The organism is Euzebyales bacterium, from assembly GCA_035461305.1.
Classification (GTDB): domain Bacteria; phylum Actinomycetota; class Nitriliruptoria; order Euzebyales; family JAHELV01; genus JAHELV01.
Genome location: DATHVN010000012.1, coordinates 1 through 23,903 on the forward strand (window position 1 = coordinate 1; position 23,903 = coordinate 23,903).

Annotated in this window: 19 protein-coding genes and 1 tRNA gene; 3 read left to right on the forward strand and 17 right to left on the reverse strand. The window is 69.6% G+C overall.

The genetic code is table 11. The annotated features are described in order from the left end of the window. The 6 genes from VK923_01155 to rplJ all read right to left on the reverse strand — a co-directional run. A partial coding sequence (locus VK923_01155; GenBank protein HSJ43274.1) for a TIM barrel protein occupies positions 1 to 749 on the reverse strand: 749 nt, incomplete at its 3' end. A 356-nt stretch (positions 750 to 1,105) separates the two neighbouring features. Then, positions 1,106 to 1,768 carry a PH domain-containing protein gene (locus VK923_01160; GenBank protein HSJ43275.1) on the reverse strand — a complete coding sequence of 221 codons (663 nt, stop codon included), beginning with the start codon at positions 1,766 to 1,768 and terminating at the stop codon, positions 1,106 to 1,108. A 417-nt stretch (positions 1,769 to 2,185) separates the two neighbouring features. Continuing rightward, positions 2,186 to 6,169 (reverse strand): DNA-directed RNA polymerase subunit beta', encoded by a 3,984-nt coding sequence (locus tag VK923_01165; GenBank protein ID HSJ43276.1) that lies wholly within the window; start codon positions 6,167 to 6,169, stop codon positions 2,186 to 2,188. 289 nt (positions 6,170 to 6,458) lie between these two features. Then, entirely contained in the window at positions 6,459 to 10,067 is a 3,609-nt protein-coding gene (locus VK923_01170) for a DNA-directed RNA polymerase subunit beta (protein ID HSJ43277.1), read from the reverse strand. Positions 10,068 to 10,385: 318 nt separating this feature from the next. Then, on the reverse strand, positions 10,386 to 10,769 hold the full coding sequence (gene rplL / locus VK923_01175; protein ID HSJ43278.1) for a 50S ribosomal protein L7/L12: 384 nt from the start codon (positions 10,767 to 10,769) through the stop codon (positions 10,386 to 10,388). A gap of 54 nt (positions 10,770 to 10,823) precedes the next feature. After that, entirely contained in the window at positions 10,824 to 11,453 is a 630-nt protein-coding gene (rplJ, locus tag VK923_01180) for a 50S ribosomal protein L10 (GenBank protein ID HSJ43279.1), read from the reverse strand. 324 nt (positions 11,454 to 11,777) lie between these two features. Between rplJ and pta the strand changes: the two genes are divergently transcribed. Further along, positions 11,778 to 13,859 carry a phosphate acetyltransferase gene (pta, locus tag VK923_01185; protein HSJ43280.1) on the forward strand — a complete coding sequence of 694 codons (2,082 nt, stop codon included), beginning with the start codon at positions 11,778 to 11,780 and terminating at the stop codon, positions 13,857 to 13,859. Beyond that, complete coding sequence (locus tag VK923_01190; protein HSJ43281.1) at positions 13,859 to 15,046, forward strand: acetate kinase; 1,188 nt, start codon at positions 13,859 to 13,861, stop codon at positions 15,044 to 15,046. The genes pta and VK923_01190 overlap by 1 nt, the downstream gene beginning before the upstream one ends. An 11-nt stretch (positions 15,047 to 15,057) precedes the next feature. Here the strand turns inward: VK923_01190 and VK923_01195 are convergent, their stop codons facing one another. From VK923_01195 to rpmG, 10 genes are all read right to left on the reverse strand, one after another. Beyond that, positions 15,058 to 17,193 (reverse strand): PQQ-binding-like beta-propeller repeat protein, encoded by a 2,136-nt coding sequence (locus tag VK923_01195; GenBank protein ID HSJ43282.1) that lies wholly within the window; start codon positions 17,191 to 17,193, stop codon positions 15,058 to 15,060. Positions 17,194 to 17,376: 183 nt separating this feature from the next. Next, positions 17,377 to 18,090 carry a 50S ribosomal protein L1 gene (gene rplA / locus VK923_01200; GenBank protein ID HSJ43283.1) on the reverse strand — a complete coding sequence of 238 codons (714 nt, stop codon included), beginning with the start codon at positions 18,088 to 18,090 and terminating at the stop codon, positions 17,377 to 17,379. A gap of 156 nt (positions 18,091 to 18,246) precedes the next feature. Further along, entirely contained in the window at positions 18,247 to 18,669 is a 423-nt protein-coding gene (gene rplK, locus VK923_01205) for a 50S ribosomal protein L11 (protein ID HSJ43284.1), read from the reverse strand. 92 nt (positions 18,670 to 18,761) lie between these two features. Continuing rightward, on the reverse strand, positions 18,762 to 19,295 hold the full coding sequence (gene nusG / locus VK923_01210) for a transcription termination/antitermination protein NusG (protein HSJ43285.1): 534 nt from the start codon (positions 19,293 to 19,295) through the stop codon (positions 18,762 to 18,764). 623 nt (positions 19,296 to 19,918) lie between these two features. Beyond that, positions 19,919 to 20,173 (reverse strand): preprotein translocase subunit SecE, encoded by a 255-nt coding sequence (secE, locus tag VK923_01215; protein HSJ43286.1) that lies wholly within the window; start codon positions 20,171 to 20,173, stop codon positions 19,919 to 19,921. A 64-nt stretch (positions 20,174 to 20,237) separates the two neighbouring features. Next, positions 20,238 to 20,313 (reverse strand) — tRNA-Trp (locus VK923_01220). 179 nt (positions 20,314 to 20,492) lie between these two features. Beyond that, positions 20,493 to 20,900: a MaoC/PaaZ C-terminal domain-containing protein gene (locus VK923_01225; GenBank protein ID HSJ43287.1), complete on the reverse strand. Its 408-nt coding sequence runs from the start codon at positions 20,898 to 20,900 to the stop codon at positions 20,493 to 20,495. Next, positions 20,897 to 21,340 carry a MaoC family dehydratase N-terminal domain-containing protein gene (locus VK923_01230; GenBank protein HSJ43288.1) on the reverse strand — a complete coding sequence of 148 codons (444 nt, stop codon included), beginning with the start codon at positions 21,338 to 21,340 and terminating at the stop codon, positions 20,897 to 20,899. Before VK923_01230 ends, VK923_01225 begins: the two co-directional genes overlap by 4 nt. Positions 21,341 to 21,351: 11 nt before the next feature. Further along, entirely contained in the window at positions 21,352 to 21,870 is a 519-nt protein-coding gene (gene infC, locus VK923_01235) for a translation initiation factor IF-3 (protein HSJ43289.1), read from the reverse strand. A 159-nt stretch (positions 21,871 to 22,029) separates the two neighbouring features. Next, complete coding sequence (rpmG, locus tag VK923_01240; protein HSJ43290.1) at positions 22,030 to 22,194, reverse strand: 50S ribosomal protein L33; 165 nt, start codon at positions 22,192 to 22,194, stop codon at positions 22,030 to 22,032. Positions 22,195 to 22,549: 355 nt separating this feature from the next. Between rpmG and VK923_01245 the strand changes: the two genes are divergently transcribed. Next, on the forward strand, positions 22,550 to 23,410 hold the full coding sequence (locus VK923_01245; GenBank protein HSJ43291.1) for an LLM class flavin-dependent oxidoreductase: 861 nt from the start codon (positions 22,550 to 22,552) through the stop codon (positions 23,408 to 23,410). A 190-nt stretch (positions 23,411 to 23,600) separates the two neighbouring features. Here VK923_01245 and VK923_01250 read toward each other — a convergent pair. After that, positions 23,601 to 23,903 (reverse strand): elongation factor Tu (locus VK923_01250; protein HSJ43292.1); only part of this gene is annotated, 303 nt, incomplete at its 5' end.

Here is a 23,903-nt window from a genome sequence, read left to right on the forward strand (position 1 = left end):
CGGCGCTCGTCGCATCCCGGCGTCTCGAGCACGGCGGCGGGCGCACCCGACGCCGCCAGCATCGCGGCGATCGCCCGGAGCCCCATGAGGCCGGCACCGAGGTTGGCATGGCGGTCACGCCCTGAGCCGGCCGGCGCCGCCGAGTCGTTCACGTGGACGAGATCGACCCCACCGGTCGCCTCCGCGAACCGCTCGACCCAGCCACCGGGGTCCTTCTCGGCAGCCGGGCCGGCCGCGAACGCGTGCGCCGTGTCGAGGCACGCACCGACGCGCACATCCGCCTCGCAGGCACGCAGCGCCTCGAAGAGTGCGGCGATGCTGTCGACGTGGCGCCCGACCGACGCCATGCCCGAGGCCGTGTTCTCGATCAGCAACGGCACGGTGCCATGCAGCCGAGGCAGCAGACGCTCCCAGCGCACGATCGCATCCTCGACGCGCCCGCCGGCGCCCGCCTGCCCGGCGTGGACGACCACGCAACCGGCCTCGAGGTCGGCCGCGGCGTCCAGCGTCTGCTGCAGCATCACCTCGGTGCGTTCCCGGACCAGCGGATCACTGCTCGCCGGGTTGCACAGGTAGGGAGCATGCACGGCCACGAGGCGCCCGGACGCGGCGAGCTCGTCCGCATCCGGCCGGGGCCGCGGCGCCTTCCATGTCCGCGGAGACGACACGTGGATCTGGATGACGTCGATCCCGAGCCGGTCGGCGGTGCCGAGCGGATCCCGTGTCGGAAGGTGCCCACCGATGCGCATGACGCCCCAACCTGGCACGTGTCGGACGCACCCGCACAGGTCGACGTGGTGGAGTACGGTCCATGGACAACCGATCCCACGACGGGAACCGACACGCGACCGCACCTGGATCCGTCGACCCATGCCGGCCGCTGTCGGGGCCGCGCTTGCGCAGCCGCGGCGCGGCGCGGGACCGTCGATCCTGGGCGGTGCACATGGTTGTCGGGTATCTGGCGGAACGTCACGTGCGTGAGTCGGCGCACCCTGGCCACCCCGCTCCCCGCACCACTCCCCGCCCGCCCACGCCGGCCGGCCGCGGTGGCCGACCACCTACACAGGAAACGGGGGGCGTCACGCCACCGGCCGGTTGCGTCACGCTACAGGTCGTTGAGGATCTCCGCGCGCTTCCGGGCGAACTCCTCCTCGGAGACGAGCCCCGCGTTCCGCAGCTCGTTGAGCTGGTTGAGTCGCTCCTCGGCCGACAAGGTCGACGATGCGGGGGACGGGGCCTCCTGCTGCATGACCTGTGCGAAGGCTGCCGCATCGCGCTCCGAATCGGCCTGCTCGTCAGCCTCGATCTGCTGGAAGATGACGCCCCGGACGTGCTCTGGGTCACGGATGTTCTCGAAGACGGAGTCACCGGTCTCGCCGGCCGATTCGATGGTCACGATGCCGTTGTTGAGCAGCCGGGCGATCAGTGACTGGTCGAAGTTGACGTTGTTGATCCGGTTGAGCGGGATCGAGACGCCCCGGCGGCGGATGATCCCGTTCTGGTAGGCGACCCGCTCGGTGGTGACGGCGAACCTCGTGGTCTGCCACTGGACGAACTCGTAGATGGTGTCGGCCAGCCAGATCACTGCGGCGACGGCCACCACCCAGCCGAGCACGGTCGCCAGCGTGTCGTCGACCAGATACCGCAGCATGAAGACCGCAAGGAGGACGACACCACCGGCCACCTGCTTCCAGAAGTACCACCAGTGCGGATGGGCGTGGAGCACCATCCGCTCATGGGGCATCAACTCGATCTGCGTTCCCACCATCGCCAGCATCGTATCCCGGACGACCTGGTGTGGACAGGGACTGAGACCGCCTCCGCGCGACCGACGCCCTCGCTCCGGGGAGCCAACCCATACACCGCTCGACAGACTCCACAGCCTCCCCCCGCACGCATTTCAGGAGGCAACACCCACCACACCGGTCAGCAGACTCCTCGACCGCGCCACCCGCTCACGCCTACTGGCCGCCGACACGACGAAGCTGCGCGACCCGCTCGTCGGAGAGTGACTCGGGGTGCCGGAGCCCCCGCTCACGCCTACTGGCCACCGACACGGCGAAGCTGCGCGTGTCACGCCTGGGCAGATGACTCAGGGTGGCCGAGCCCCCACCCGCTCGCGCCCGCTGGCCGGCAGCACAAAGCGGCGGGCGCAGCAGCGGCGCCCGCCGCGACGGTATGAGGGCTAGTAGCCGCCCTCTCCCATCGTCCAGCCGTCGTCGGCCTCGTAGTACTCGGTGTCGCCGAACTGGTCCAGCAGCTCGGTCGTCATGACCTGCTCCGGGACCTCGGTCGGCAGCGGGCGCACCGAGCGGTATCGCTTCAACCCCGTACCGGCCGGGATCAGCTTGCCGATGATCACGTTCTCCTTGAGCCCCACCAGCGAGTCGCTCTTGCCCTCGATGGCGGCCTCGGTCAGCACGCGGGTCGTCTCCTGGAACGACGCGGCCGACAGCCACGAGTCGGTGGCCAGTGACGCCTTCGTGATGCCCATGAGGATCTGGCGGCCGTTGGCAGGCTGCTTGCCCTCGTCGAGCATCGCGCGGTTGGCCTCGGCGAACCGCTGCCGATCGACCAGCTCACCGGGCAGGAACTCGGTGTCACCAGGCTCCACCACACTCACGCGCCGCAGCATCTGCCGGACGATCAGCTCGATGTGCTTGTCGTGGATCGACACGCCCTGCGAGCGATACACAGCCTGCACCTCGCGGACCAGCAGCTGCTGGACCTCACGGGCACCGCGCACCTCGAGCATCTCGTGCGGGTCGATCGACCCCTCGGTCAGCATCTCGCCAGCGCTGATGTGGTCGCCGTCGGCAACGCGCAGGCGCGCGCGCCGCGACACCGTGACCGACGACGTCTCGTCGCCGTCGTCGATGGTGATCTTGATGCCCTTGTCGGTCTCCTCGACCGATACGTCACCGGTCAGCGTCGCGATCTCGGCCTTGCCCTTCGGGCTGCGTGCCTCGAACAGCTCAACGACGCGCGGAAGACCGTGGGTGATGTCCTCACCCGCGACCCCACCGGTGTGGAACGTCCGCATCGTCAGCTGCGTGCCGGGCTCACCGATCGACTGGGCGGCGATGATGCCGACCGCCTCGCCGATCTGGACCTTGTGGCCCTCGGCCAGCGCACGTCCGTAGCACTCGACGCAGATGCCCAGCTGGGCCTCGCAGTTGAGGACCGTGCGCACCCGGACCGTCTTCTCGGCCAGCGTCGGCTCGTGGTCGAGCGGCTCGCCGGTCTCGGGGTCCAAGCCGTCGCGCAGGACGCGGCGCAGCAGCCTGACCTCCTCGTCGGTGACTTCCGTGCCGCGCTCGAGCAGCAGCGTCTCGGTTCCGGGCACGTACACGTCGGTCGCGAGGATCCGGCCGAACAGCGACTGGGAGTCGCGTTCGCCGACGACGACCGGAATGCCGCGCTCGGTGCCGCAGTCGTCCTCGCGCACGATCAGGTCCTGCGCGATGTCGACCAGACGGCGCGTCAGGTACCCCGAGTCGGCCGTCCGCAACGCGGTGTCGGCCAGACCCTTCCGGGCACCGTGCGTCGCGATGAAGTACTCGAGCACCGACAGGCCCTCGCGGAAGTTCGACTTGATCGGCCGCTCGATCACCTCACCACGCGGGTTGGCCACCTGCCCACGCATGCCGGCGATCTGGCGCAGCTGGGTCATGTTCCCCCGCGCGCCCGAGTTCGCCATCATGTAGAAGGGGTTCAGCCGGTCGAAGTTGGCCTCCATGGCCCTGGCGACCTTGTTGGTCGCCTCGGTCCAGATGTCGACCATCTCCTGCTTGCGCTCGTCCGCGGTGATGATGCCCTTGGCGAACTGCTTCTCGACCTTCGCCGCCAACTCGTCGTGCTCGGCGATGATCTCGGCCTTCTGCGGCGGCGTGTCGATGTCGGAGATCGACACGGTCACGCCGGCGCGGGTCGCGTAGCGAAACCCGATCTCCTTGAGCTTGTCGAGGACATCTGCGGTCTCGGCACGGGTCAGGTTGTCGGCGCAGCGGTTGATCAGGTCGGCCAGCTGCCTGGAGCCGACCAGCCCGTTGACGTACGGCACGTCCGCCGGCAGGACCTCGTTGAACAGCACCCGACCAGGCGTCGTGATGACGCGCACGCCCGACGCCGACCGCACCAGACCGTCGGCGACCGACTCCTCGTCGACGTCGTCGAAGGCGTCACGGACGTCGACCGCCTTGTCGCGCAGCCGGACGACGATCCACTCCTGCAGGCCGACGTTGCCGGCGTCGAGCCCCATGACGATCTCGGCGGCCCCGGCGAACGACTTCACCCGGCGCTCGCCGTCGCGGATCCGGCTGGCCAGGTCGTCACGCGCCTCGTCGCCCTCGTCCGAGTCGTCGGCGTACGTCAGGTAGTAGCAGCCCACCACCATGTCCTGGCTGGCGGTCGCCAGCGGTCGGCCGTCGGCCGGCGACAGGATGTTGTTGCTCGACAGCATGAGGATGCGGGCCTCGGCCTGCGCCTCGGACGACAGCGGCAGGTGGACCGCCATCTGGTCGCCGTCGAAGTCGGCGTTGAACGCCTTGCAGACCAGCGGGTGGATCTGGATCGCCTTGCCCTCGACCAGCTTCGGCACGAAGGCCTGGATGCCGAGGCGGTGCAGCGTCGGCGCGCGGTTGAGCAGCACCGGGTGGTCGTTGATGACCTCCTCGAGCACGTCCCACACCTGCGGGCGCGCACGCTCGACCATCCGCTTCGCGCTCTTGATGTTCTGCGCGTAGTTCAGGTCGACGAGCCGCTTCATCACGAACGGCTTGAACAGCTCGAGTGCCATCTGCTTGGGCAGGCCGCACTCGTGGAGCTTGAGCTCCGGGCCGACCACGATGACCGACCGGCCCGAGTAGTCGACGCGCTTGCCCAGCAGGTTCTGGCGGAACCGCCCCTGCTTGCCCTTCAGCATGTCCGAGATCGACTTGAGCGGGCGGTTGCCGGGACCCGTGACCGGCCGGCCACGGCGGCCGTTGTCGAACAGCGCGTCGACGGCCTCCTGCAGCATCCGCTTCTCGTTGTTGACGATGATCTCGGGCGCGCCGAGGTCCAACAGCCGCTTGAGGCGGTTGTTGCGGTTGATCACGCGCCGGTACAGGTCATTGAGGTCGCTGGTCGCGAACCGGCCACCGTCGAGCTGCACCATCGGACGCAGGTCCGGCGGGATGACCGGGACGGCCTTGAGCACCATCGCGGTCGGGTCGTTCGTGGTCTGGCGGAACGCCTCGATGACCTTGAGGCGCTTGACGGCCCGGGTCGCCTTCTGCGAACGCGACTTGCGCTTGCCGGCGCGCAGCTTCTCTGCCTCCGCCGACAGGATCTCGCGCAGCGTGTCGGCTTCGGCATCGAAGTCCACGGCCGCCAGCAGGTCACGGATGGCCTCGGCCCCCATGCCGCCGGTGAAGTAGTCCTCGAAGCGGTCACGCAGCTCGCGGTACAGCAGCTCATCGGTGATCAGCTGCTTGGTCACCAGCGAGCGGAAGGTGTCGAGCACCTCGTCGAGCCGCTCGACGCGGTTCTCGGCGGCCTCGGTGACCTGCTTGATGCCCTTTTCGAGCTCCTTGCGCTTGCGCCGCACGGCGTCGGCACGCGCGCCGGATTCCTCGAGCTCGGCGAGCTCGTCCTCGAGCTCGCCGAGCATCTGCTCGCGGTCGAAGGCGAGGTCGTGCTCGATCTGCTTCTTCTCGGCTGCGATCTCCTTCTCGAGCGTCGACAGGTCACTGTGACGCTTCTCGTCGTCGACCGAGGTGATGATGTACGCGGCGAAGTAGATGACCTTCTCGAGGTCCTTCGGTGCGAGGTCGAGCAGGTAGCCCAGCCGCGACGGCACGCCCTTGAAGTACCAGATGTGCGTGACGGGGGCGGCCAGCTCGATGTGGCCCATGCGCTCGCGGCGGACCTTCGAGCGCGTGACCTCGACACCACAGCGCTCGCAGATGATGCCCTTGAACCGGACGCGCTTGTACTTGCCGCAGTAGCACTCCCAGTCCCGCTGCGGCCCGAAGATCTTCTCGCAGAACAGGCCGTCCTTCTCGGGCTTGAGCGTGCGGTAGTTGATGGTCTCCGGCTTCTTGACCTCACCGTTGGACCACATGCGCACCTGGTCCTGCGTGGCCAGGCTGATCCGCAACTCATCAAAGTTGTTGACGTCGAGCATTCAGCTTGCTCCTCTAACCCGTGTCGGGAGGTGGGCGTGGACCGGCTCACCCGTACTGCGCGGAGACGTGGGCTGGTCGTGCGAGACGGTCATCGGTCCTCTGTCTGTCGATTCGTGACTTGGTCCAGTGGCGGCGCGTGAACCCTCGCCGTTGGGCGGTGGAGCGGTGCCCGGCGGTCCGGCGGAGGCGACTCGGGGTGCCCGAGCCCCTGGCGAGGGCGGGGTCCCTGCTGGAGCCAGAGCCGGGGTGCCGGCCACCGCGACCACGCACGAGCGGCGCGACCACGCGCTAGCTGCCAAGCGAGAACTCATCTCCGTAGCGCTCGGGACGTGAGAGGTCGATGCCGAGCTCCTCGGCGGCGCGGAAGGCGTCGTCGTCGGAGTCGCGGAACTCGATCTGGCTGCCCTCGGCCGACAGCACCTCGACGTTGAGGCACAACGACTGCATCTCCTTGACGAGCACCTTGAACGACTCCGGGATGCCGGGCTCGGGGATGTTCTCGCCCTTGACGATGGCCTCGTAGACCTTCACGCGCCCCAGCACGTCGTCGGACTTGACGGTCAGCAGCTCCTGCAGCGCGTACGATGCGCCGTACGCCTCGAGCGCCCAGACCTCCATCTCACCGAAGCGCTGGCCGCCGAACTGCGCCTTCCCACCCAGCGGCTGCTGGGTGATCATTGAGTACGGCCCGGTGGAGCGCGCGTGGATCTTGTCGTCGACCAGGTGCAGCAGCTTCAGCACGTACATGTACCCGACGGCGATCCGCGAATCGATGGGCTCACCGGTGCGGCCGTCGAAGACCTGCGCCTTGCCCGACGCGTCGATCAGCTTGTCGCCGTCGGCATTGGGTCGCGCGTTCTTCAGCAGCGTCGTCAGCTCGGCCTCGCGCGCGCCGTCGAACACCGGCGTGGCCAGGCGCCGGTCGCCGGGCGACTCCATCAGGCTCTCGTCCCAGCCGACCTCATCGAACCAGTCCGGTTTCTCCTCGAACTGCCAGCCGCGCGATGCGACCCACCCGAGGTGGGTCTCGAGCACCTGGCCGACGTTCATGCGGCTCGGCACACCCAGCGGGTTGAGCACGATGTCGACCGGCGTGCCGTCCGCGAGGAACGGCATGTCCTCGACGGGCAGGATCTTGGCGATCACACCCTTGTTGCCGTGCCGGCCGGCCAGCTTGTCGCCGTCGGAGATCTTGCGCTTCTGCGCGACGTACACGCGGACCAGCTCGTTGACGCCCGGGGGCATCTCGTCGCCGGCGTCGCGTGAGAAGGTGCGCACGCCGATCACGCGGCCGTTCTCGCCGTGGGGGACCTTCAGCGAAGTGTCACGGACCTCGCGGGCCTTCTCACCGAAGATGGCCCGCAGCAGGCGCTCCTCGGGGGTCAGCTCGGTCTCGCCCTTCGGCGTGACCTTGCCGACAAGCACGTCGCCCGGGTTGACCTCCGCACCGATGCGGATGATCCCATGCTCGTCGAGGTTGGCCAGCACCTCCTCACCCACGTTGGGGATGTCACGGGTGATCTCCTCGGCCCCCAGCTTGGTGTCGCGAGCGTCGACCTCGTGCTCCTCGATGTGGATCGAGGTCAGCACGTCCTCCCTGACCAGGCGCTCCGACAGGATGATCGCGTCCTCGAAGTTGAAGCCCTCCCAGGACATGAACGCCACCAGCAGGTTCGCACCCAGGGCCATCTCGCCCGTGTCGGTGCACGGACCGTCGGCGATGACCTGGCCGGCCACCACCTCGTCGCCCTCCTCCACGATCGGGCGCTGGTTGTAGCAGGTGCCCTGGTTCGTCCGCTCGAACTTGCGCAGGAAGTGCTTCTCGAGACGGTCGTCGTCCAGCGACTTGATGATGATCCGGTCCGCGGCGACCTCCACGACGATGCCGTTGGCCTCCGCGACGACCACGTCGCCGGCGTCGCGGGCGGTCTTGGCCTCCAGCCCGGTGCCGACGTACGGCGACCGGCTGGTCAGCAGCGGCACCGCCTGCGCCTGCATGTTCGTGCCCATCAGCGCACGGTTGGCGTCGTCGTGCTCCAAGAACGGGATCATCGCGGCCGTGACCGACACGATCTGGCGTGGCGAGACGTCCATGTACGTCACGTCGGACGGCGGCACCTCGCGGACGTCGTTGTCCTTGGCACGGCACAGCACCCGCTCACCGGTGAACACACCGTCGTCATCGAGCGGCGCGTTGGCCTGCGCGATGATCTGACGGTCCTCCTCGTCGGCCGTCAGATAGTCGATGCGGTCGGTGACGACCCCGTCGACCACGCGACGGTACGGCGTCTCCACGAAGCCGAACTCGTTGATGCGCGCGTAGGTCGCGAGCGACCCGATCAGGCCGATGTTCGGGCCCTCGGGCGTCTCGATCGGGCACATGCGGCCGTAGTGGGACGTGTGCACGTCGCGGACCTCGAACCCGGCCCGCTCGCGCGACAACCCACCCGGGCCCAGCGCAGACAGCCGGCGCTTGTGCCTCAGCCCGGACAGCGGGTTGGTCTGGTCCATGAACTGCGACAGCTGGCTTGCGCCGAAGAACTCCTTGATCGCCGCCACGACGGGACGGATGTTGATCAGGGTCTGCGGCGTGATCGCCTCCACGTCCTGGGTGGTCATGCGCTCGCGGACGACGCGCTCCATGCGCGACAACCCGATGCGCACCTGGTTCTGGATCAGCTCGCCGACACTGCGCAGGCGCCGGTTGCCGAAGTGGTCGATGTCGTCGGTGTCGTAGCCGTCGCGCCCCTCGGCGAGGTGCACCAGGTAGGACATCGTGCCGAGCACGTCCTCCTTGGTCAGCGTCGTGCCGAACGCGGACGGACGGGACTCGCCCACGACGAACGCCACGGAGCGGTGGTCGCTGGCCTCCTTGGCGGCGGCCTGCAGCTGCGGCGGCGCCTCCATGTGGGCCAGGGGCTTGGCGTCGTCGATCTCGACCAGCCCGAGGCGGATCTGCTCCTCACCGATCTTCTTGTTGACCTTGTAGCGCCCGACCTTGGCCATGTCGTAGCGCTTGGTGTTGAAGAACAGGTTGATCAGCAGCGCCCCCGCGGACTCGGCCGTCGGCGGCTCACCCGGGCGCAGCTTGCGGTAGATGTCCTGTAGCGCCTCGCTGGGCGTCGACACGTTGTCACGCTCCAGCGTGTGCTCGATCAGCTCCGAGCCGCCGAACCACTCCAGGATCTCCTCGTCGGGCACCGGCTCGTCGAGCACCTCGCGCGGCGCCAGCTCGTACTCACCGGTCTCGCCGTTGAAGACGATGCCGCGCAGGGCGCGGAACAGCACCGTGACCTGCTGCTTGCGCTTGCGGTCCACGCGCACGCCCACGTAGCCGCGCTTGTCGACCTCGAACTCCAGCCACGCGCCCCGCGACGGGATCACCTTGCAGCCGAAGACGTCACGGCCGGTGCTCTTGTCGATCGCCGTGTCGAAGTAGACACCCGGCGAGCGCACCAACTGGCTGACGACGACACGCTCGGTGCCGTTGATGATGAAGGTGCCGCCCTCGGTCATCATCGGGAAGTCGCCCATGAAGACCGTCTGCGACTTGATCTCACCGGTGGAGCGGTTGACGAACTCCGCGGTCACGAACAGCGGCGCCGCGTAGGTGAGGTCCTTCTCCTTGCACTCGTCCACCGCGTACTTGGGGGTCTCGAACCGGTGGTCCGAGAAGGACAGCGCCATCTGGCCGGTGAAGTCCTCGATCGGCGAGATCTCGTCGAAGATCTCCTGCAGACCGTGGTCACGCAGCCAGTCGAACGACGAGCTCTGAATCGCCACCAGGTCGAGCTGATCAACCGGCAGTGGCTCCTTGAGTTTGGCGAACGACAGCCGTCCTGTGTCAAAGTGCCCATGGGCGGCGGCAGGGCCTTCGAGCAGATCGGTGGTCGACAAGGCGTGCTCCTTGCAGCGAACGTACGTGGACGCCAGCCGAGGGAATCCCCGCTGGCGCTACCGAATCAGGTGCGTCCCACCGCTCCCCAACGACGGGTCGCTGAAAAAATGCGCGAAGATGCAGTGTAGCGCACGGCTACACTGCTGTCAGGTGCTCGGTGGGATGGGATTGTGACGGCCGACACGCACACTCCGCGCAGTGGGCCCGTTTCGTACCGCTAGCGTGCCATCATCGGACCCATACGTCAACGATGGTAGCACCGATCCGTCTGGCCGGCGCGCTGCAGAGGCGCCGGACAAACGGAACAGGCGGGCGCGCTACTTGATCTCGACCGACGCGCCGACACCCTCGAGTGCCTCCTTGGCGGCGTCGGCCTGCTCGCGCTCGACGCCCTCGAGCACCGGCTTGGGGGCGCTGTCGACCAGGTCCTTGGCCTCACGCAGGCCCAGACTGGTCAGCGTGCGGACCTCCTTGATGACCTGGATCTTCTTGTCGCCGGCGGAGGTGAGGACCACGTCGAAGCTGGTCTGCTCCTCGGCGGCGGCCTCCTCGGGACCACCCGCGGTGGCGCCCGGCGCCGCGACGGCGACCGGAGCGGCCGCCGCAGTGACGTCGAACTCCTCCTCGAACTGCTTCACGAAGTCGGACAGCTCGAGCAGCGTCATCTCCTTGAACGCGTCGAGCAGGTCGGAGGTTGACATCTTTGCCATGGTCGTGCTCCTGGATCGCTGGTGGTTGACCGGAATCTGTGAGGGCTACTCGTCGTCGGACGCGACGGTCTCGTCCGCCGCCTCGTCGGTGCTGTCGTCGGGCGCGTCGGCCTCCTCGGCCGCGTCGGCCTCGACCGCCGCCGCCACGTCCTGCGGCTCCTCGGCCTTCTTGTCCTGCAGCGCGGCGAAGAGGCGGGCGAGCTTGGAGAGGTTGGCCTGCGCCAGCCGAGCGGGCTGCGCGACGACCGCCTGCATCAGGCCGGCGAACCTGGCGAGCAGCTGCTCGCGGGACTCGAGGTCCGCGAGCCGGGTGGTCTCGGCGGCGTCGAGCACGCGTCCGTCGAGCACGCCACCTTTGATGACCAGCTCGGGATGCTCCCTGGAGAACGCGCGCAGCACCTTCGCGGCGGCCACCGGGTCGCCTGCGCAGAAGGTGATCGCGGTGGGGCCGACCAGCAGGTCGTTGGGGATGTCGAACCCGGCATCACGTGCGGCGAGCCGCGTCAGCGTGTTCTTGACCACCCGGTAGCTGGCGTCGCTCTCACGCAGCCTGGCGCGCAGCTCGGCGAGGTCATCGACCGACAGTCCGCGGTACTCGGTCAGCACCGCCGCGGTCGAGTCGGTCAGGCGCCGGCTGACCTCGTCGACGAAGGCGACCTTCTCAGGTCGTGGCATGGACGCGCTCCTCGGCTGTGCGTGCGGATGAAGAAAGCCCCGCGGACCGGAGGCATGCACGTGGCGCGAAGGGGTGCGCTCGTCCTGCCTGCGCTGGCCGGCCTGGGGCCTCTTCGTCGCTGGAAGCGAAACCGAGCGGTCTGCGGCTGACGCAGCAGTGTAGCGGCCAGCCCCCTGACGTGCACAGTCACAGAAGGCAGGTCGGTTCGCTCGTCCCCGCGTGGTGCCACTGCGGTGACGCTGCAACCCGATGGTTCCAATGCGGCGCAGCGGGCATGCAATGGGTGCCGGCCGTCGTGCTGTCTGATCGAAAGGCGTACGTAGATGGCCACCAGCCTGTACCTGGCATCGCTGGAGCCTGACAGCGGCAAGTCGCTGATCACGCTCGGGCTGATGGAGATGCTGTCGACCCGGACCGACGACGTGGGCTACTTCCGGCCCGTGATCGGCGCGGACGCCGCCACCGATCCCCGGATCGCTCTGGTGCACGACCGCTACCGACTCGACCTCGAACCGGAGGAGATGTACGGGTTCACGGCGCCCGAGGTCGAGCGCCTGCTGGCCGACGGCAAGCGCGACGAGGTCTTCACGGGGATCCTGCACGCCTACAAGGCCGTCGAACGGCGATGCGGATTCGTGCTGTGCGATGGGACCGACTTCACCGGCGTGGCGACGGCGTTCGAGTTCGACTTCAACGTGGCCGTGGCCAACCACCTCGGTGCACCCGTCCTCGCGCTGGTCAGCGGGCAGGGCCGCACCGCCGAGGACATCACGGCGGGCGTGCACGTGGCATGGGAGTCGCTGCGCACGGAAGGAGCGGTCGTCGCCGCAACGATCGTCAACCGCGTCCCGGGCGATGTACTCGAGGCCGCCCGTGGGGCGCTCGCCGCAGAGACCGAGAAGGGCGACGCTCCGCTCTGGCTGATCCCCGACGACCCGCGCCTGGGCATGCCGACGATCACCGAGATCGCCGAGGCGCTGGACGCCGAGGAGATCCACGGGCACGCGCTCGAGGACGAGCAGGAGATCTCGTCGGTGAAGGTCGCGGCGATGAGCGTGCCCAACTTCCTGGACCACATGGTCGACGGCGCGCTCATCATCACCTCCGGTGACCGGTCCGACGTGATCCTCGCGTCGCTGGTCAGCCGGCTGAGCCAGGCCGTGCCGACGGTCGCAGGGCTGGTGCTCACCGGTGGGCTGGAGCCGGCGCCCCAGGTCGACCGCCTGCTGGCGGACACTGCGATGCCGGTGCTGCAGGTCGACGACGACACCTACACCACCGCATCGCGGGTCGGCGGGGTGCGCGGTCGGGTCCGCGCGGACAACGAGCGCAAGATCGCCACCGCCCTGGGCCTGTTCCAGAACAACGTCGACGTGGCGGCGCTCGCCGACCGCGTCGCCGTCGCCCGGTCCGACCGCGTCACGCCGCTGATGTTCACCTACGAGCTGATGGAACGCGCACGGGCGCCCCGCCAGCGCATCGTCCTGCCCGAGGGCACCGACGACCGGGTGCTGCACGCCGCGCAGCTGCTGCGCCGACGAGACGTCGCGGACCTGGTGCTGCTCGGCGACCCCGACCAGGTCAGGGCACGGTGTGACACGCTCGGCCTGGACCTGTCGGACACACCGGTCATCGACCCGGTCACCGCGGCCGAGCGCACCGACTACGCCGACCGCTACCACGAACTGCGCCGACACAAGGGCGTCACACGCGAGCAGGCCTACGATCTGATGGCCGACGTCAGCTACTTCGGCACCATGATGGTCGCGGCCGGTGCGGTCGACGGCATGGTGTCGGGGGCGGCGCACACCACCGGCCACACGATCCGGCCCGCCTTCGAGTTCATCAAGACCCGCCCGGACGTCACGGTGGTCTCCAGCGTGTTCTTCATGCTCTTGGAGGACCGGGTGCTGGTGTACGGGGACTGCGCCGTGAACCCGAACCCGACGGCGGAGCAGCTGGCGGACATCGCGATCAGCTCCGCGCAGACGGCCGCCGAGTTCGGGGTGGAGCCCCTCGTCGCGATGCTGTCGTACTCGACCGGGACGTCGGGCACCGGCGAGGACGTCGAACGGGTCCGCGAGGCGACCTCGCTGGCACGCGCACGGCGCCCGGACCTCAAGATCGAGGGCCCCATCCAGTACGACGCATCCGTGGACGCCGCCGTGGCGCACGCCAAGCTGCCTGGCAGCGAGGTGGCCGGCCACGCGACCGTGTTCATCTTTCCGGACCTCAACACGGGCAACAACACCTACAAGGCGGTCCAGCGCTCCGCCAACGCGGTCGCCATCGGGCCGGTCCTGCAGGGCCTGAACAAGCCGGTCAACGACCTGTCCCGCGGCTGCACCGTCACCGACATCGTCAACACCGTCGCGATCACGGCCGTCCAGGCCCAGGAGCGGTGATGAGGGCGGTCCTCGTCCTCAACAGTGGCAGCTCATCGATCAAGTACCAGCTGATCGACGTCGACGCCGGACGGCGGCTGGCCCGCGGTCTGGTCGAACGCATCGGCCACCGCGACGCCCTGCTCACGCACGGCCGTATCGTCGACGGCGACTGGCGAGAGGACAGCACGCAGGACGCGGTCGCCGACCACGGCGAGGGGCTGCGCGCCGTCGTCGACGCGCTGCGCGCCGGCGGCCTGGAGGGCGAAGTGACCGCCATCGGCCACCGGGTCGTCCACGGCGGTGACCGCTTCCGCGAGCCGACGGTCATCGACGACGACGTGGTTGCCGGCATCGACGCGCTCGTCGCGCTCGCCCCGTTGCACAACCCCGCGAACCTGACCGGCATCGAGGTCGCGCGCGAGCTGTGGCCCGACGTCGCGCAGGTCGCCGTGTTCGACACGGCGTTCCACGCGGCGCTACCGGAGATGGCGTACCGCTACGCCGTCCCGGAGTCCTGGTACACCGACCACAGCGTCCGGCGCTACGGGATGCACGGCACCAGCCATGCCCACGTCGCCGGCCGCGCCGCCGAGGTGCTCGGGCGCGAGCTGACCGACCTGCGACTGATCACCGCGCACCTCGGCAACGGCGCGAGCATGGCCGCCGTCGCACTCGGGCGCAGCATCGACACATCGATGGGGCTCAGCCCGCTCGAGGGGTTGGTCATGGGGACCCGCAGCGGGGATCTCGACCCGGCGATCGTGTTCCACGTCGGGCGGTCGACGGGCATGGCGCCGGCCGACATCGAACACGCGCTCAACACCGCCAGCGGGCTGGTCGGGCTGTGTGGCGACAACGACCTGCGGACGATCGAGGCACGGGCCGGGGAGGGCGACGCGCGCGCGCGGCTGGCGCTCGACGTGTTCTGCTACCGCATCCGCAAGTACATCGGCGCCTACACGGCGGCCCTGGGCGCGCTCGACGCGCTGGTCTTCACCGCAGGGATCGGGGAGCACTCCCCCGGCGTCCGCGCACGGGTCTGCGCCGACCTCGGCGTGCTCGGGATCGCCCTGGACGACGACGCCAACGCCGCGTCGGCGAAGGTCATCAGCACCTCTGACAGCGCCGTCGCGGTCCTCGTGGTGCCCACCGACGAGGAGCTCGAGATCGCCACCAGCACCGTCGAGGCGATCAGTGCCGGGTGACCTCCCGTGGCTCAGTCGAGCCCGCTCGGCACCCGGAGGCTGAACAGGGTGCCGTCGCGCCGCGCGGCGTACACGATGTCGCCGTCGACGGCGAGCAACGCGTCGCGTCCGACGGCCGTGTCGACTGGACGGCGGACGGTGCCGGTCACCAGCGAGACCATCGCCAACCCGCCGCCGCCCTCGATCGCGACCAGCCGGTCCGCGTCGCGGACGGTGTGCCGCCACGGTCCCGGCTGCCGCCAGACCCGCTCGCCGGTGCGGGCGTCCAGTGCCGTCACGGCCGCCCTGGTCACGACGACGACACGGTCGCCGGCGTCGTGGATCATGGGCTGCATGTCGGCCACACCGTCGACGGGGACGCACCAGGCGGGAACCCCGTCGACATGATGTCGCAGACAGACCGTGCCGGACCTGCTGGCCACCGTGACTCCGCCGTCGACCACGACCAGGGACCCGGCCCACAGCTGGTCGTCGACCTCGTGACGCCAGAGGCACAGCGGCTCGGGCGCTGGCTCGGTCCCGTCGATCAGGGGCGTGTCGACGCCGGCCGTCGCGCCCGTCGGCAGGATGCCGTAGACCGTGCTGTCGTCGGCGAGGTACACGAAGTCGTCCTCCGCCGCGACCGCGGTGTCCGCCGGGAAGACCGACTCGTCCTGCGGGAAGGCCCACAGCTGCTCGCCCGACCCCGCATCCCTCGCGATCAGCTGCGGCACGTCGGCGTCACTGATCCCGTAGACGGTGTCGTCGAACGCCGTCGGCGTCGACGCGGGCGTGACCGGGGCCTCCCAGGTCACCGAGCCGTCCGCGACGTCCACCGATCGCAGACCGGCGTCGGCCACCGTGACGAACTGCCCCTCCCCCGCCACAACGCCGTCGCCGTCCACGGGCAGGTCACCCCGCACCTCACCGGTCGCCGGATCGACGACCGTTGCGGGCCCACGCGACTCGACGACCAGGCCCGCCGGCGCGACGTTCAGCGCGGTCGGGCGTCCGTCGAGCTGCACCTGCCACCGCACGGCCGGAGCCGCGAACGTCGGGCGCCTCGGCGCGGGCGCGGGGGCCGCCACCTGGTCGGCCGCGCTCGACGCCGGCTCCGCCGCGGGTACCGGGTCGCGTGTGACCGCCGCCGCTGGCTCCGCCGCGGGCACCGGGTCGCGTGTGACCGCCGCCGCCGCGAGACCGAGTGCCAGGACGCCCGCGACGGCGACGGCAGCCGCGGCGGCTCGCACGGGGACACGCCGCCGCCGCGGGTCGAGCACCTGGACCGGCAGCGCCCTCGGATCGGCCGGCCGCGTCCGGTCAGCGGCCCATGAGCCGTCCGACGTCGCGTCGAGCCACCGCTCGAGCGCGGTGACGAAGGCATCGCACCGCTCGAAGCGGTCATCGGGGTCCTTGGCCAGCGCACGCGCAAGGATCGCGTCGAACTCCTCCGCGGCGTCCCGATCCACACCCTGGCAGCCCGGCGGCTGCGCGAACAGGTGCGCGCCGAACAACGCCGCCAGGGTCGGACGCTCGAACGGCGGCCGGCCACTCACCGCGTGGTGGACCGCGGCGGCCAGCGCGTACTGGTCGCTGCGGTTCGTCGGCGACGCCCCCCGCAGCAGCTCCGGCGCGACGTACAGGAAGTCGTCGGGCGGCGGCCGGTGACGGTCCCGGGCCGCGACGGAGGCGAGCAGGTGGTGCAGGCCGAAGGCCGAGACGACGATCCTGCGCGGTCGTCCCACTGCGCGACGGTCCTCGATCCACAGCGAGCGCGGGTGCACGGCGCCATGGGGGATCCCGGCGTCGGCGGCAGCGTCGAGCGCGTCCCCGATGGGCCCCAGCATGCTGATCGCGTCGGCGACCGTCCACCGCTCAGACAACTCGGACGCCAGTGGCGTGATTCGCGCGAAGCGGCACAGCACGAACGGGTCCGCGACGTCACCGACCGTGTGCACGCGCACCACGTTGCCGTGCAGCACGTCCGACGCGGCGCGGGCCTCAGCGAGGCACGCCTCCAGCGACTCGATGGGCGCGACGTCGAGATCGATCAGGCGAACGATGGCCTGCTGGTTCGGACGCTCGGCGTCGCGCGCGTACCACACGTCGCTGACCGCGTCCCGAAGCACACGCGCGTGCAGCACGTGGCGTCCGACCGTACGACCCATCCCGCACCCGCCTCAGTCCGACGGCGCCCCCGCGGATGGCGGCGGACACCAGCCGAGCGCCTCCGCTGGGCAGCCAAGTATGCGGCGCGTGCGCCGGCCGTGCAATTGACGCACCGGGCAGGCGCGCCCGGGTGACGCGATGGCCTCACGGTGCCGGGACACGCACCGCGGAACCGGCGGGCGTCAGCCGTCGTCCTCCTCCCAGAGGTTGCGCGTGCGCTGCGGGTCGACGGGGATCGGCGGCCCCTGGGTGGCCGACACGGTGATCGACCGGAGGTAGCGGCCCTTGGCCGCCGCCGGCCGCTGCCGCACGAGCTCCTCGAGCACAGCCGCGTAGTTGTCGACCAGGGCACGGGGCTCGAACGAGCCCTTGCCGACGACGACGTGGACGTTGCCCTGCCGGTCGTTGCGGTATTCGATCTTGCCCGCCTTGACCTCGCGGACCGCGGTCGCGACGTCGGTGGTCACGGTGCCCGACTTGGGGTTCGGCATCAGGCCACGGGGACCGAGGACCCTGCCGTAGCGACCGATCTTGCCCATCTGGTCGGGCGTGGCGATCACCGCGTCGAAGTCGAGGTCACCGGCTTCGATCATCTCGATGATCGGGTCGCTGCCCACGATGTCGGCACCGGCCTCCTCGGCGGCCGTGGCCTGCGCGCCCTCGGCGAACACCGCGACGCGGACCTCGTTGCCCGTGCCGTGCGGCAGGCTCACCGAGCCGCGGACCATCTGGTCGGCCTTGCGGGGATCGACTCCGAGCCTGACCGCCACGTCGATGGTGGGGTCGAACGAGGTCGTCACCGTCTCCTTGACCAGCCGCATCGCGGCGCTCGGGCTGTACATCCGGTCCGCCTCGACCTTCGCGGCGGCCTCCCGATACTTCCTCCCACGTGCCATTGCTACGTCTCCCCGTGGTGCATGCGGGTCCGGCGGACCCTCCCACCTGGTGTTTCGGTCTTCAGACCCGAGGTTCGGTCATCGGGGCGGACGACCTTGGAGGGTGGGCGGGTGAGGTCCGGAGCCCTGATGACCAACCCGTCACACCCGGTGCGCTCACTCGACGCGCAGCCCCATGGACCGCGCGGTCCCTTCGATGATCCTCATCGCGCCGTCGATGTCGATGGCGTTGAGGTCGGCCATCTTGCGCTCGGCGATGTCCCTGACCGCGTCCCGGGACACCGAGCCCACCTTCGTGCGGTTCGGCTCGCCCGAACCCTTCTCGACCTTGGCCGCCTTGAGCAGCAGGCTCGCGGCCGGCGGGGTCTTTGTGACGAAGGTGAAGGAGCGGTCCTCGAAGACGGTGATCTCGACGGGCACCACGTCGCCGGCCTGCGACTGGGTCCGCTCGTTGAACGCCTTGCAGAACTCCATGATGTTGACGCCGTGCTGGCCGAGGTTGTTCCCGACCGGCGGCGCCGGTGTGGCCTGCCCTGCAGGGATCTGCAACTTGAGCCTGGCCAGCAGCTTCTTTGCCATGAGTGTTCGTTCCTTGGATTGTGCCCCCGCGGCGCGTCGGTCCGTGCGCCGAGGGGCGATCGTGCCGTGGTCCGGTCGCGGAGGTCTCGCGCCTACAGCTTCGCGACCTGGTCGAAGCCAAGCTCGACCGGCGTCTCGCGACCGAAGATCGACACGAGCACCTTCAGCTTGCTGGCGTCGGCGTTGATCTCGCTGATCGTCCCCGTGAAGTCGGCGAACGGTCCCGACGTCACGCGGACGTTCTCGTTGACCTCGTAGTCGACCTTGGTGACGACCGCCGTCTCGCCCTCCTCGGGCTCAGCCAGGATCGCCTCGACCTCGCGGTACGACAACGGCACAGGACGCGCACCGGGTGGACCGACGAACCCGGTGACCGCGGGCGTGTTGCGGACCACGTACCACGAGTCGTCGTCGAGGTCCATCCGCACGAGCACGTAGCCAGGGAAGACCTTGCGCTTGACGTTCTGCTTCTTGCCGCCCTTGATCTCGACGGCGTCCTCGGTCGGGATGATGACCTCGAAGATCTGGTCCTCCATGTTCATGGAGGTGATCCGGTTCTCGAGGTTCGCCTTCACGCGCTGCTCGTAGCCCGAGTAGGTGTGGACGACGTAGTAGTCGCCCGGCAGGCGCCGGAAGTCCGCGCGCGACGGCACGGTGGGGGCGGCGCCGTTGGCCTGCTCGGCCGGTGCACCGTCCTCCTCCGATTCTGTCTCGGTGCCCGCAACGGCGGCATCCGCGACCTCGCCTGTCGCCCGTTCGTCGACGCTCGCGTCGGCCGCCTCGGCGTCTGCCTCGGGACGCGACCCGTCGTCGTCGGCACCTGCGGCCGACAGCAGGTCCTCGAAGTCGTCGGCCTCGGAGACCTCGACCTCCTCGGGTCCGTGGGACAGGTCTGCGACGGCGTCGTCGAACCCCTCGGGGTCGGGTGGCGACGGCACCGTCCCACCGCTCTGCGCGTCATCGACGATGGTGGACGCCTCGGTGTACGGCTCAGCGGTCGGCGCGGTGAACGTGGGATCTGCCGCCGCCTGCGCTTCGGGTGACTCGGTAGCCTCGGCGAGTGCCTCGGCGACCCGCTCGTCCTGGTCCTGCGACGCCTCGCTGTAGTCGACGGGGGCGTCGGCCTCCGCCTCCTGGCGCACGTCGGCGACCGCGTCCTGACTGTCGGCGTCGACGTCGTCCGCGACACCCGGAGCGGGATCGAACACCTCGGTGTCGGCCTGCTCTGCCTCGGTCCGTGGTGTGTCGCTCATCCGAACACCCGCAGGACGAACTGACCGAAGAGCTGATCGATCAGGGCGACGAACAACGTGAGGAGGCTCACGGCCACGAGCACGACGAGGCTGTAGGACACCACCTCGCGTCGCGACGGCCAGTTTACCCTGCGCAGCTCAAGACGAACCTCGCGCAGGAACTGCGCGACGGAGGTGCGGTCGCGACGAGGGCGCGACGACGCGTCCATCCGGCGGTGTTCGCCTTTCGTGTCGGCACTCTTGGCTTGCATGTGTTCTCGTGTCCGTTCCTCGGGCTGGTTGTGGCCCGGCCCGCGCGGGTCGGGACGGTGCGTCTGGCAGGGGCGGAGGGACTCGAACCCCCGACCTTCGGTTTTGGAGACCGACGCTCTGCCAGTTGAGCTACGCCCCTGTGCGACACCGCAGAACCGGTACAGACCGGACCGGGGTGTCGAAGAACGCTCCCGAACCTCAGGGCAGCGCTGTCCGGCAAGTCTAGCCCCCACGTGTTCGCGCTGACAACCGGCGCCCGGGTGGTCGGCAGGCCCGACACCCGGACACCTCACGGGGGGTGCGCCTCGCCGTCGGCGGTCAGCGCGTGACGACCGCGCGCGAGGTGCGCTGGTCGATCACCTTGGACCCGTCCTCCAGACGCACCCAGATCGCGAGCGTCGCGGTGCCCGCGTCGTCGTCGACCGAGGTGACGTCGCCACCGAGCGTGACCGTCGCGCCCACCGGGCACGCGGCGCGGAACTGACACGACATGCTGCGCACCCGGCCCGCGTCACCGAGCCAGTCGGTCAACAACGCCGACAGCAGCCCCATGCTCAGCATCCCGTGCGCGATCACACCGCCGGTGGGGCTGAGCGTCGCCGCGAACGCCGGGTCCCAGTGCAAGGGGTTGAAGTCACCACTGACCCCCGCGTAGCGGATCAGCGTCTCCTGGTCGAGGGTGACGCTGCGCTGCGGCAACTGGTCACCGGGCTGCAGGTCGCTCACGAGCCCGCCTCCGGCATGAAGACCAGCCGTGAGCTGCTCGTCACGACCGGCGTGCCGTCGGTCCTGGTGCACGCGACCCCGACGGTGAGCAGCTCCATCCCACGCAGTGACCGCAGGTCGCCGATGCGCGGCGTGCACACGAGCGTGTCGCCGACGCGTACCGGCGCCGAGAACGCCAGCTCCTGCCCCCCGTGCATGACGCGATCGTGTGCCGCGAGCTCCGGGTCGTCCATGACCCGCATCCATGCCTGGGCACCTGTGATGCAGGCGACGAAGGCGGGTGGCACCGCCAGGCCCTCCGCGTCGGCGTCGGGTGCGTCGTCGTGGTAGCGGCCGTCGACGACACCGGTCACCGCCGCGTACGCACGCACGTGCTCCCGCCCCACCTCGAAGCGGTAAGGGGGGTAGCTGTGGCCGACGCGGTCGGCGTTCAGCGGCATCGGCCGTTGCGTCAGCTGCGGGCGGACCTGGGGCCGAGGACCATCGTGATGAAGCGGCCCTCCATCGGCGAACGTGTCTCGACCTGCCCCACATCGGACAGCTCCTCAGCGAAGCGGTCGAGCAGACGGACGCCCATCTCCGGCCGGCGCAACTCGCGCCGGCGGAACATGATCTGCACGCGGACCGAGTGGCCCTCCTCGAGGAACTTGCGGGCCTGACGCACCTTGGTCTCGAAGTCATGGTCGTCGATCTTGGGGCGCAGGCGGATCGCCTTCTGACCCCCGCCACGCTGCTGCTTGCGGGCCTCGCGTTCCGCGCGCTCCTGCTCGTAGAGGTGCTTGCCGTAGTCCATGACCTTTGCCACAGGTGGGCTGGCATTGGGTGCGACCTCCACGAGGTCGAGGTCGAGTGCCTTGGCCGCGTCGATGGCGATCTTGAGCGGGACGATGCCGACCTGCTTGCCCTCGGGACCGATCAGCCGCACCTCCTTTGCGCGGATCTCCATGTTCGTGGCGAGTCGTTCAGCCAATGATCCTCCTGGTGCCTACGGTTGCGTGTGGTGGTTGCTGCACGTTGTCGACAGTGTGCAGGGCCGACAACACCCCGCCAAGACCCGGAAGGATGACGGGGTGGTGAATGCGGGACCGGTCGGGCGTGTCGTTGTGAGCTACCGCGGTGCGCGGCGACGTCACCGCGTCTCGCGGTGCGGCTGGTGCTGGTTGCAGCGGGGGCAGTACTTGCGCAGCTCGAGGCGCTCCCGCTGGTTGTGGCGGTTCTTCGTCGTGATGTAGTTGCGCTCCTTGCACACGGTGCAGGCAAGCGTGATCTTGGGGCGCGTGTCGCTCTTGGGCATAGCTCTCTTCCGATGGGCCCCGCACCGCGGACAGCGGAGCACGAGATGTGGAGACGGTCCCGACGGCCGTCAGGATTGCAAGCCTAACCCCCTCCGTGCAAGCCCGCACACCTGCCCTGGTGACGGTATGCGCGACGATCAGCACGCGCGACGCCGACGTCGTCACCGCCCCCTTCGCGCAGGCGTCGTCGGTCCACCGGTGGATCGGGGAGGCAGCCGCATCGCTCGCTGACCGTCGCGACCGCGGTCGTCCCGACGCCCGCGAGGAAACCTCCTGAGCCGGTTCGCGCTCCGATCGCTGTCGTGCGGCTACGGTCACACTGACGATCGCGAACGCGGCAGGGGACGATCATCGATGGACATCGGCATCGGACTACCGAACGCGCTGGCAGGCGTACGGGGACGGGCACTCGTCGACTGGGCCGTCGCCGCAGAGGAACGCGGCTTCGCGGTCCTGGGCGCGATCGGCCGGATCGTGTTCGACACGCACGAAGAGCTCATGGCATTCGCTGCTGCCGCGACGGTCACCGAGCGGATCGCGCTGATGTCGACGGTGATGGTCGGTCCCCCGCGCCAGCCCGCCCTGCTCGCCAAGCAGGTGGCGACGCTGGACCACATCGCCGAGGGACGGTTCCGCCTGGGCATGGGTGTCGGGGGTCGGCGCGACGACTTCGTGGTGATGGATCGCGACTTCGATCAGCGGGGCGCGCTGTTCGACGCGCAGATCGACGCGCTGCGCGCCACATGGCGCGGCGAGCCTGTTGATGGCGCGAACCAACCGATCGGCCCCGCGCCCTTCACCGAGGGCGGCCCACCGATCATCCTCGGCGGCGGTGGGTCCCGTGCGCTGCGTCGCGTCGGCCGACGCGCGGACGGGTACCTGGCGCCACCTGCGCCCGCCGAGCATGTCGCGCGGCTGTACGACCAGGTCCGCGACGTCGCCGACGCCGCCGGCCGGCCGGCGCCACGACTACTCGGCGTCCGCTACTTCGCCCTGGGTGACGTCCACGACGAGGTGCGTCGCAACGTCACCAGCTACTACGGCTTCGGCGGCTCGGCCTTCGCCGAGCAGGTCTACGGCAGCGTGCTCCGCACGCCCGACGCCATCACCGAGGCAGTGCAGTCCTACGCCGACGTCGGCGTCGAGGAAGTCTGCCTGTGGCCAATGGCCGCCGACCTCTCGCAACTCCACGCCCTGGCCGACCTCACCGTGTAGACCCTCCCACTGCTTCGCGGCCCGCGAGGGCTCCCTACCCTGCATGCCGCGGACCGGGCGTTCGCAGACGACAACGGCCGAAGGGTTTCGTGCTCCGAGGCTCAGCCGACTCGGAGTGTCGGAGCCCCAGGCGAGGACGGGGTCCCCTGCTGGGCTGGAGGCGGAGCGCTGACCGACGACCACCGGAACGTCACTCGTGGATCTTCGTCACCCGGCCAGCGCCGACCGTGCGGCCGCCCTCACGGATCGCGAACCGCAACCCCTCCTCCATCGCGATCGGCTGGATGAGCTCCACGGTCATCTCGGTGTTGTCACCAGGCATGACCATCTCGACCCCACTCGGCAGCTCCACGCTGCCCGTCACGTCCGTCGTCCGGAAGTAGAACTGCGGCCGGTAGTTGTTGAAGAACGGCGTATGCCGGCCACCCTCGTCCTTGCCCAGGACATACACCTGGGCCTCGAACCTGGTGTGCGGGGTGATCGACCCGGGCTG

Excerpts from the sequence above, each read along its gene's own strand:
- VK923_01160 (HSJ43275.1), bottom strand. The coding sequence starts at position 1,768 with ATGGTGGGAACGCAGATCGAGTTGATGCCCCATGAGCGGATGGTGCTC.
- VK923_01165 (HSJ43276.1), bottom strand. The coding sequence starts at position 6,169 with ATGCTCGACGTCAACAACTTTGATGAGTTGCGGATCAGCCTGGCCACG.
- rplL (HSJ43278.1), bottom strand. The coding sequence starts at position 10,769 with ATGTCAACCTCCGACCTGCTCGACGCGTTCAAGGAGATGACGCTGCTC.
- rplJ (HSJ43279.1), bottom strand. The coding sequence starts at position 11,453 with ATGCCACGACCTGAGAAGGTCGCCTTCGTCGACGAGGTCAGCCGGCGC.
- pta (HSJ43280.1), top strand. The coding sequence starts at position 11,778 with ATGGCCACCAGCCTGTACCTGGCATCGCTGGAGCCTGACAGCGGCAAG.
- VK923_01190 (HSJ43281.1), top strand. The coding sequence starts at position 13,859 with ATGAGGGCGGTCCTCGTCCTCAACAGTGGCAGCTCATCGATCAAGTAC.
- VK923_01195 (HSJ43282.1), bottom strand. The coding sequence starts at position 17,193 with ATGGGTCGTACGGTCGGACGCCACGTGCTGCACGCGCGTGTGCTTCGG.
- rplA (HSJ43283.1), bottom strand. The coding sequence starts at position 18,090 with ATGGCACGTGGGAGGAAGTATCGGGAGGCCGCCGCGAAGGTCGAGGCG.
- rplK (HSJ43284.1), bottom strand. The coding sequence starts at position 18,669 with ATGGCAAAGAAGCTGCTGGCCAGGCTCAAGTTGCAGATCCCTGCAGGG.
- secE (HSJ43286.1), bottom strand. The coding sequence starts at position 20,173 with ATGCAAGCCAAGAGTGCCGACACGAAAGGCGAACACCGCCGGATGGAC.
- VK923_01230 (HSJ43288.1), bottom strand. The coding sequence starts at position 21,340 with ATGCCGCTGAACGCCGACCGCGTCGGCCACAGCTACCCCCCTTACCGC.
- rpmG (HSJ43290.1), bottom strand. The coding sequence starts at position 22,194 with ATGCCCAAGAGCGACACGCGCCCCAAGATCACGCTTGCCTGCACCGTG.
- VK923_01245 (HSJ43291.1), top strand. The coding sequence starts at position 22,550 with ATGGACATCGGCATCGGACTACCGAACGCGCTGGCAGGCGTACGGGGA.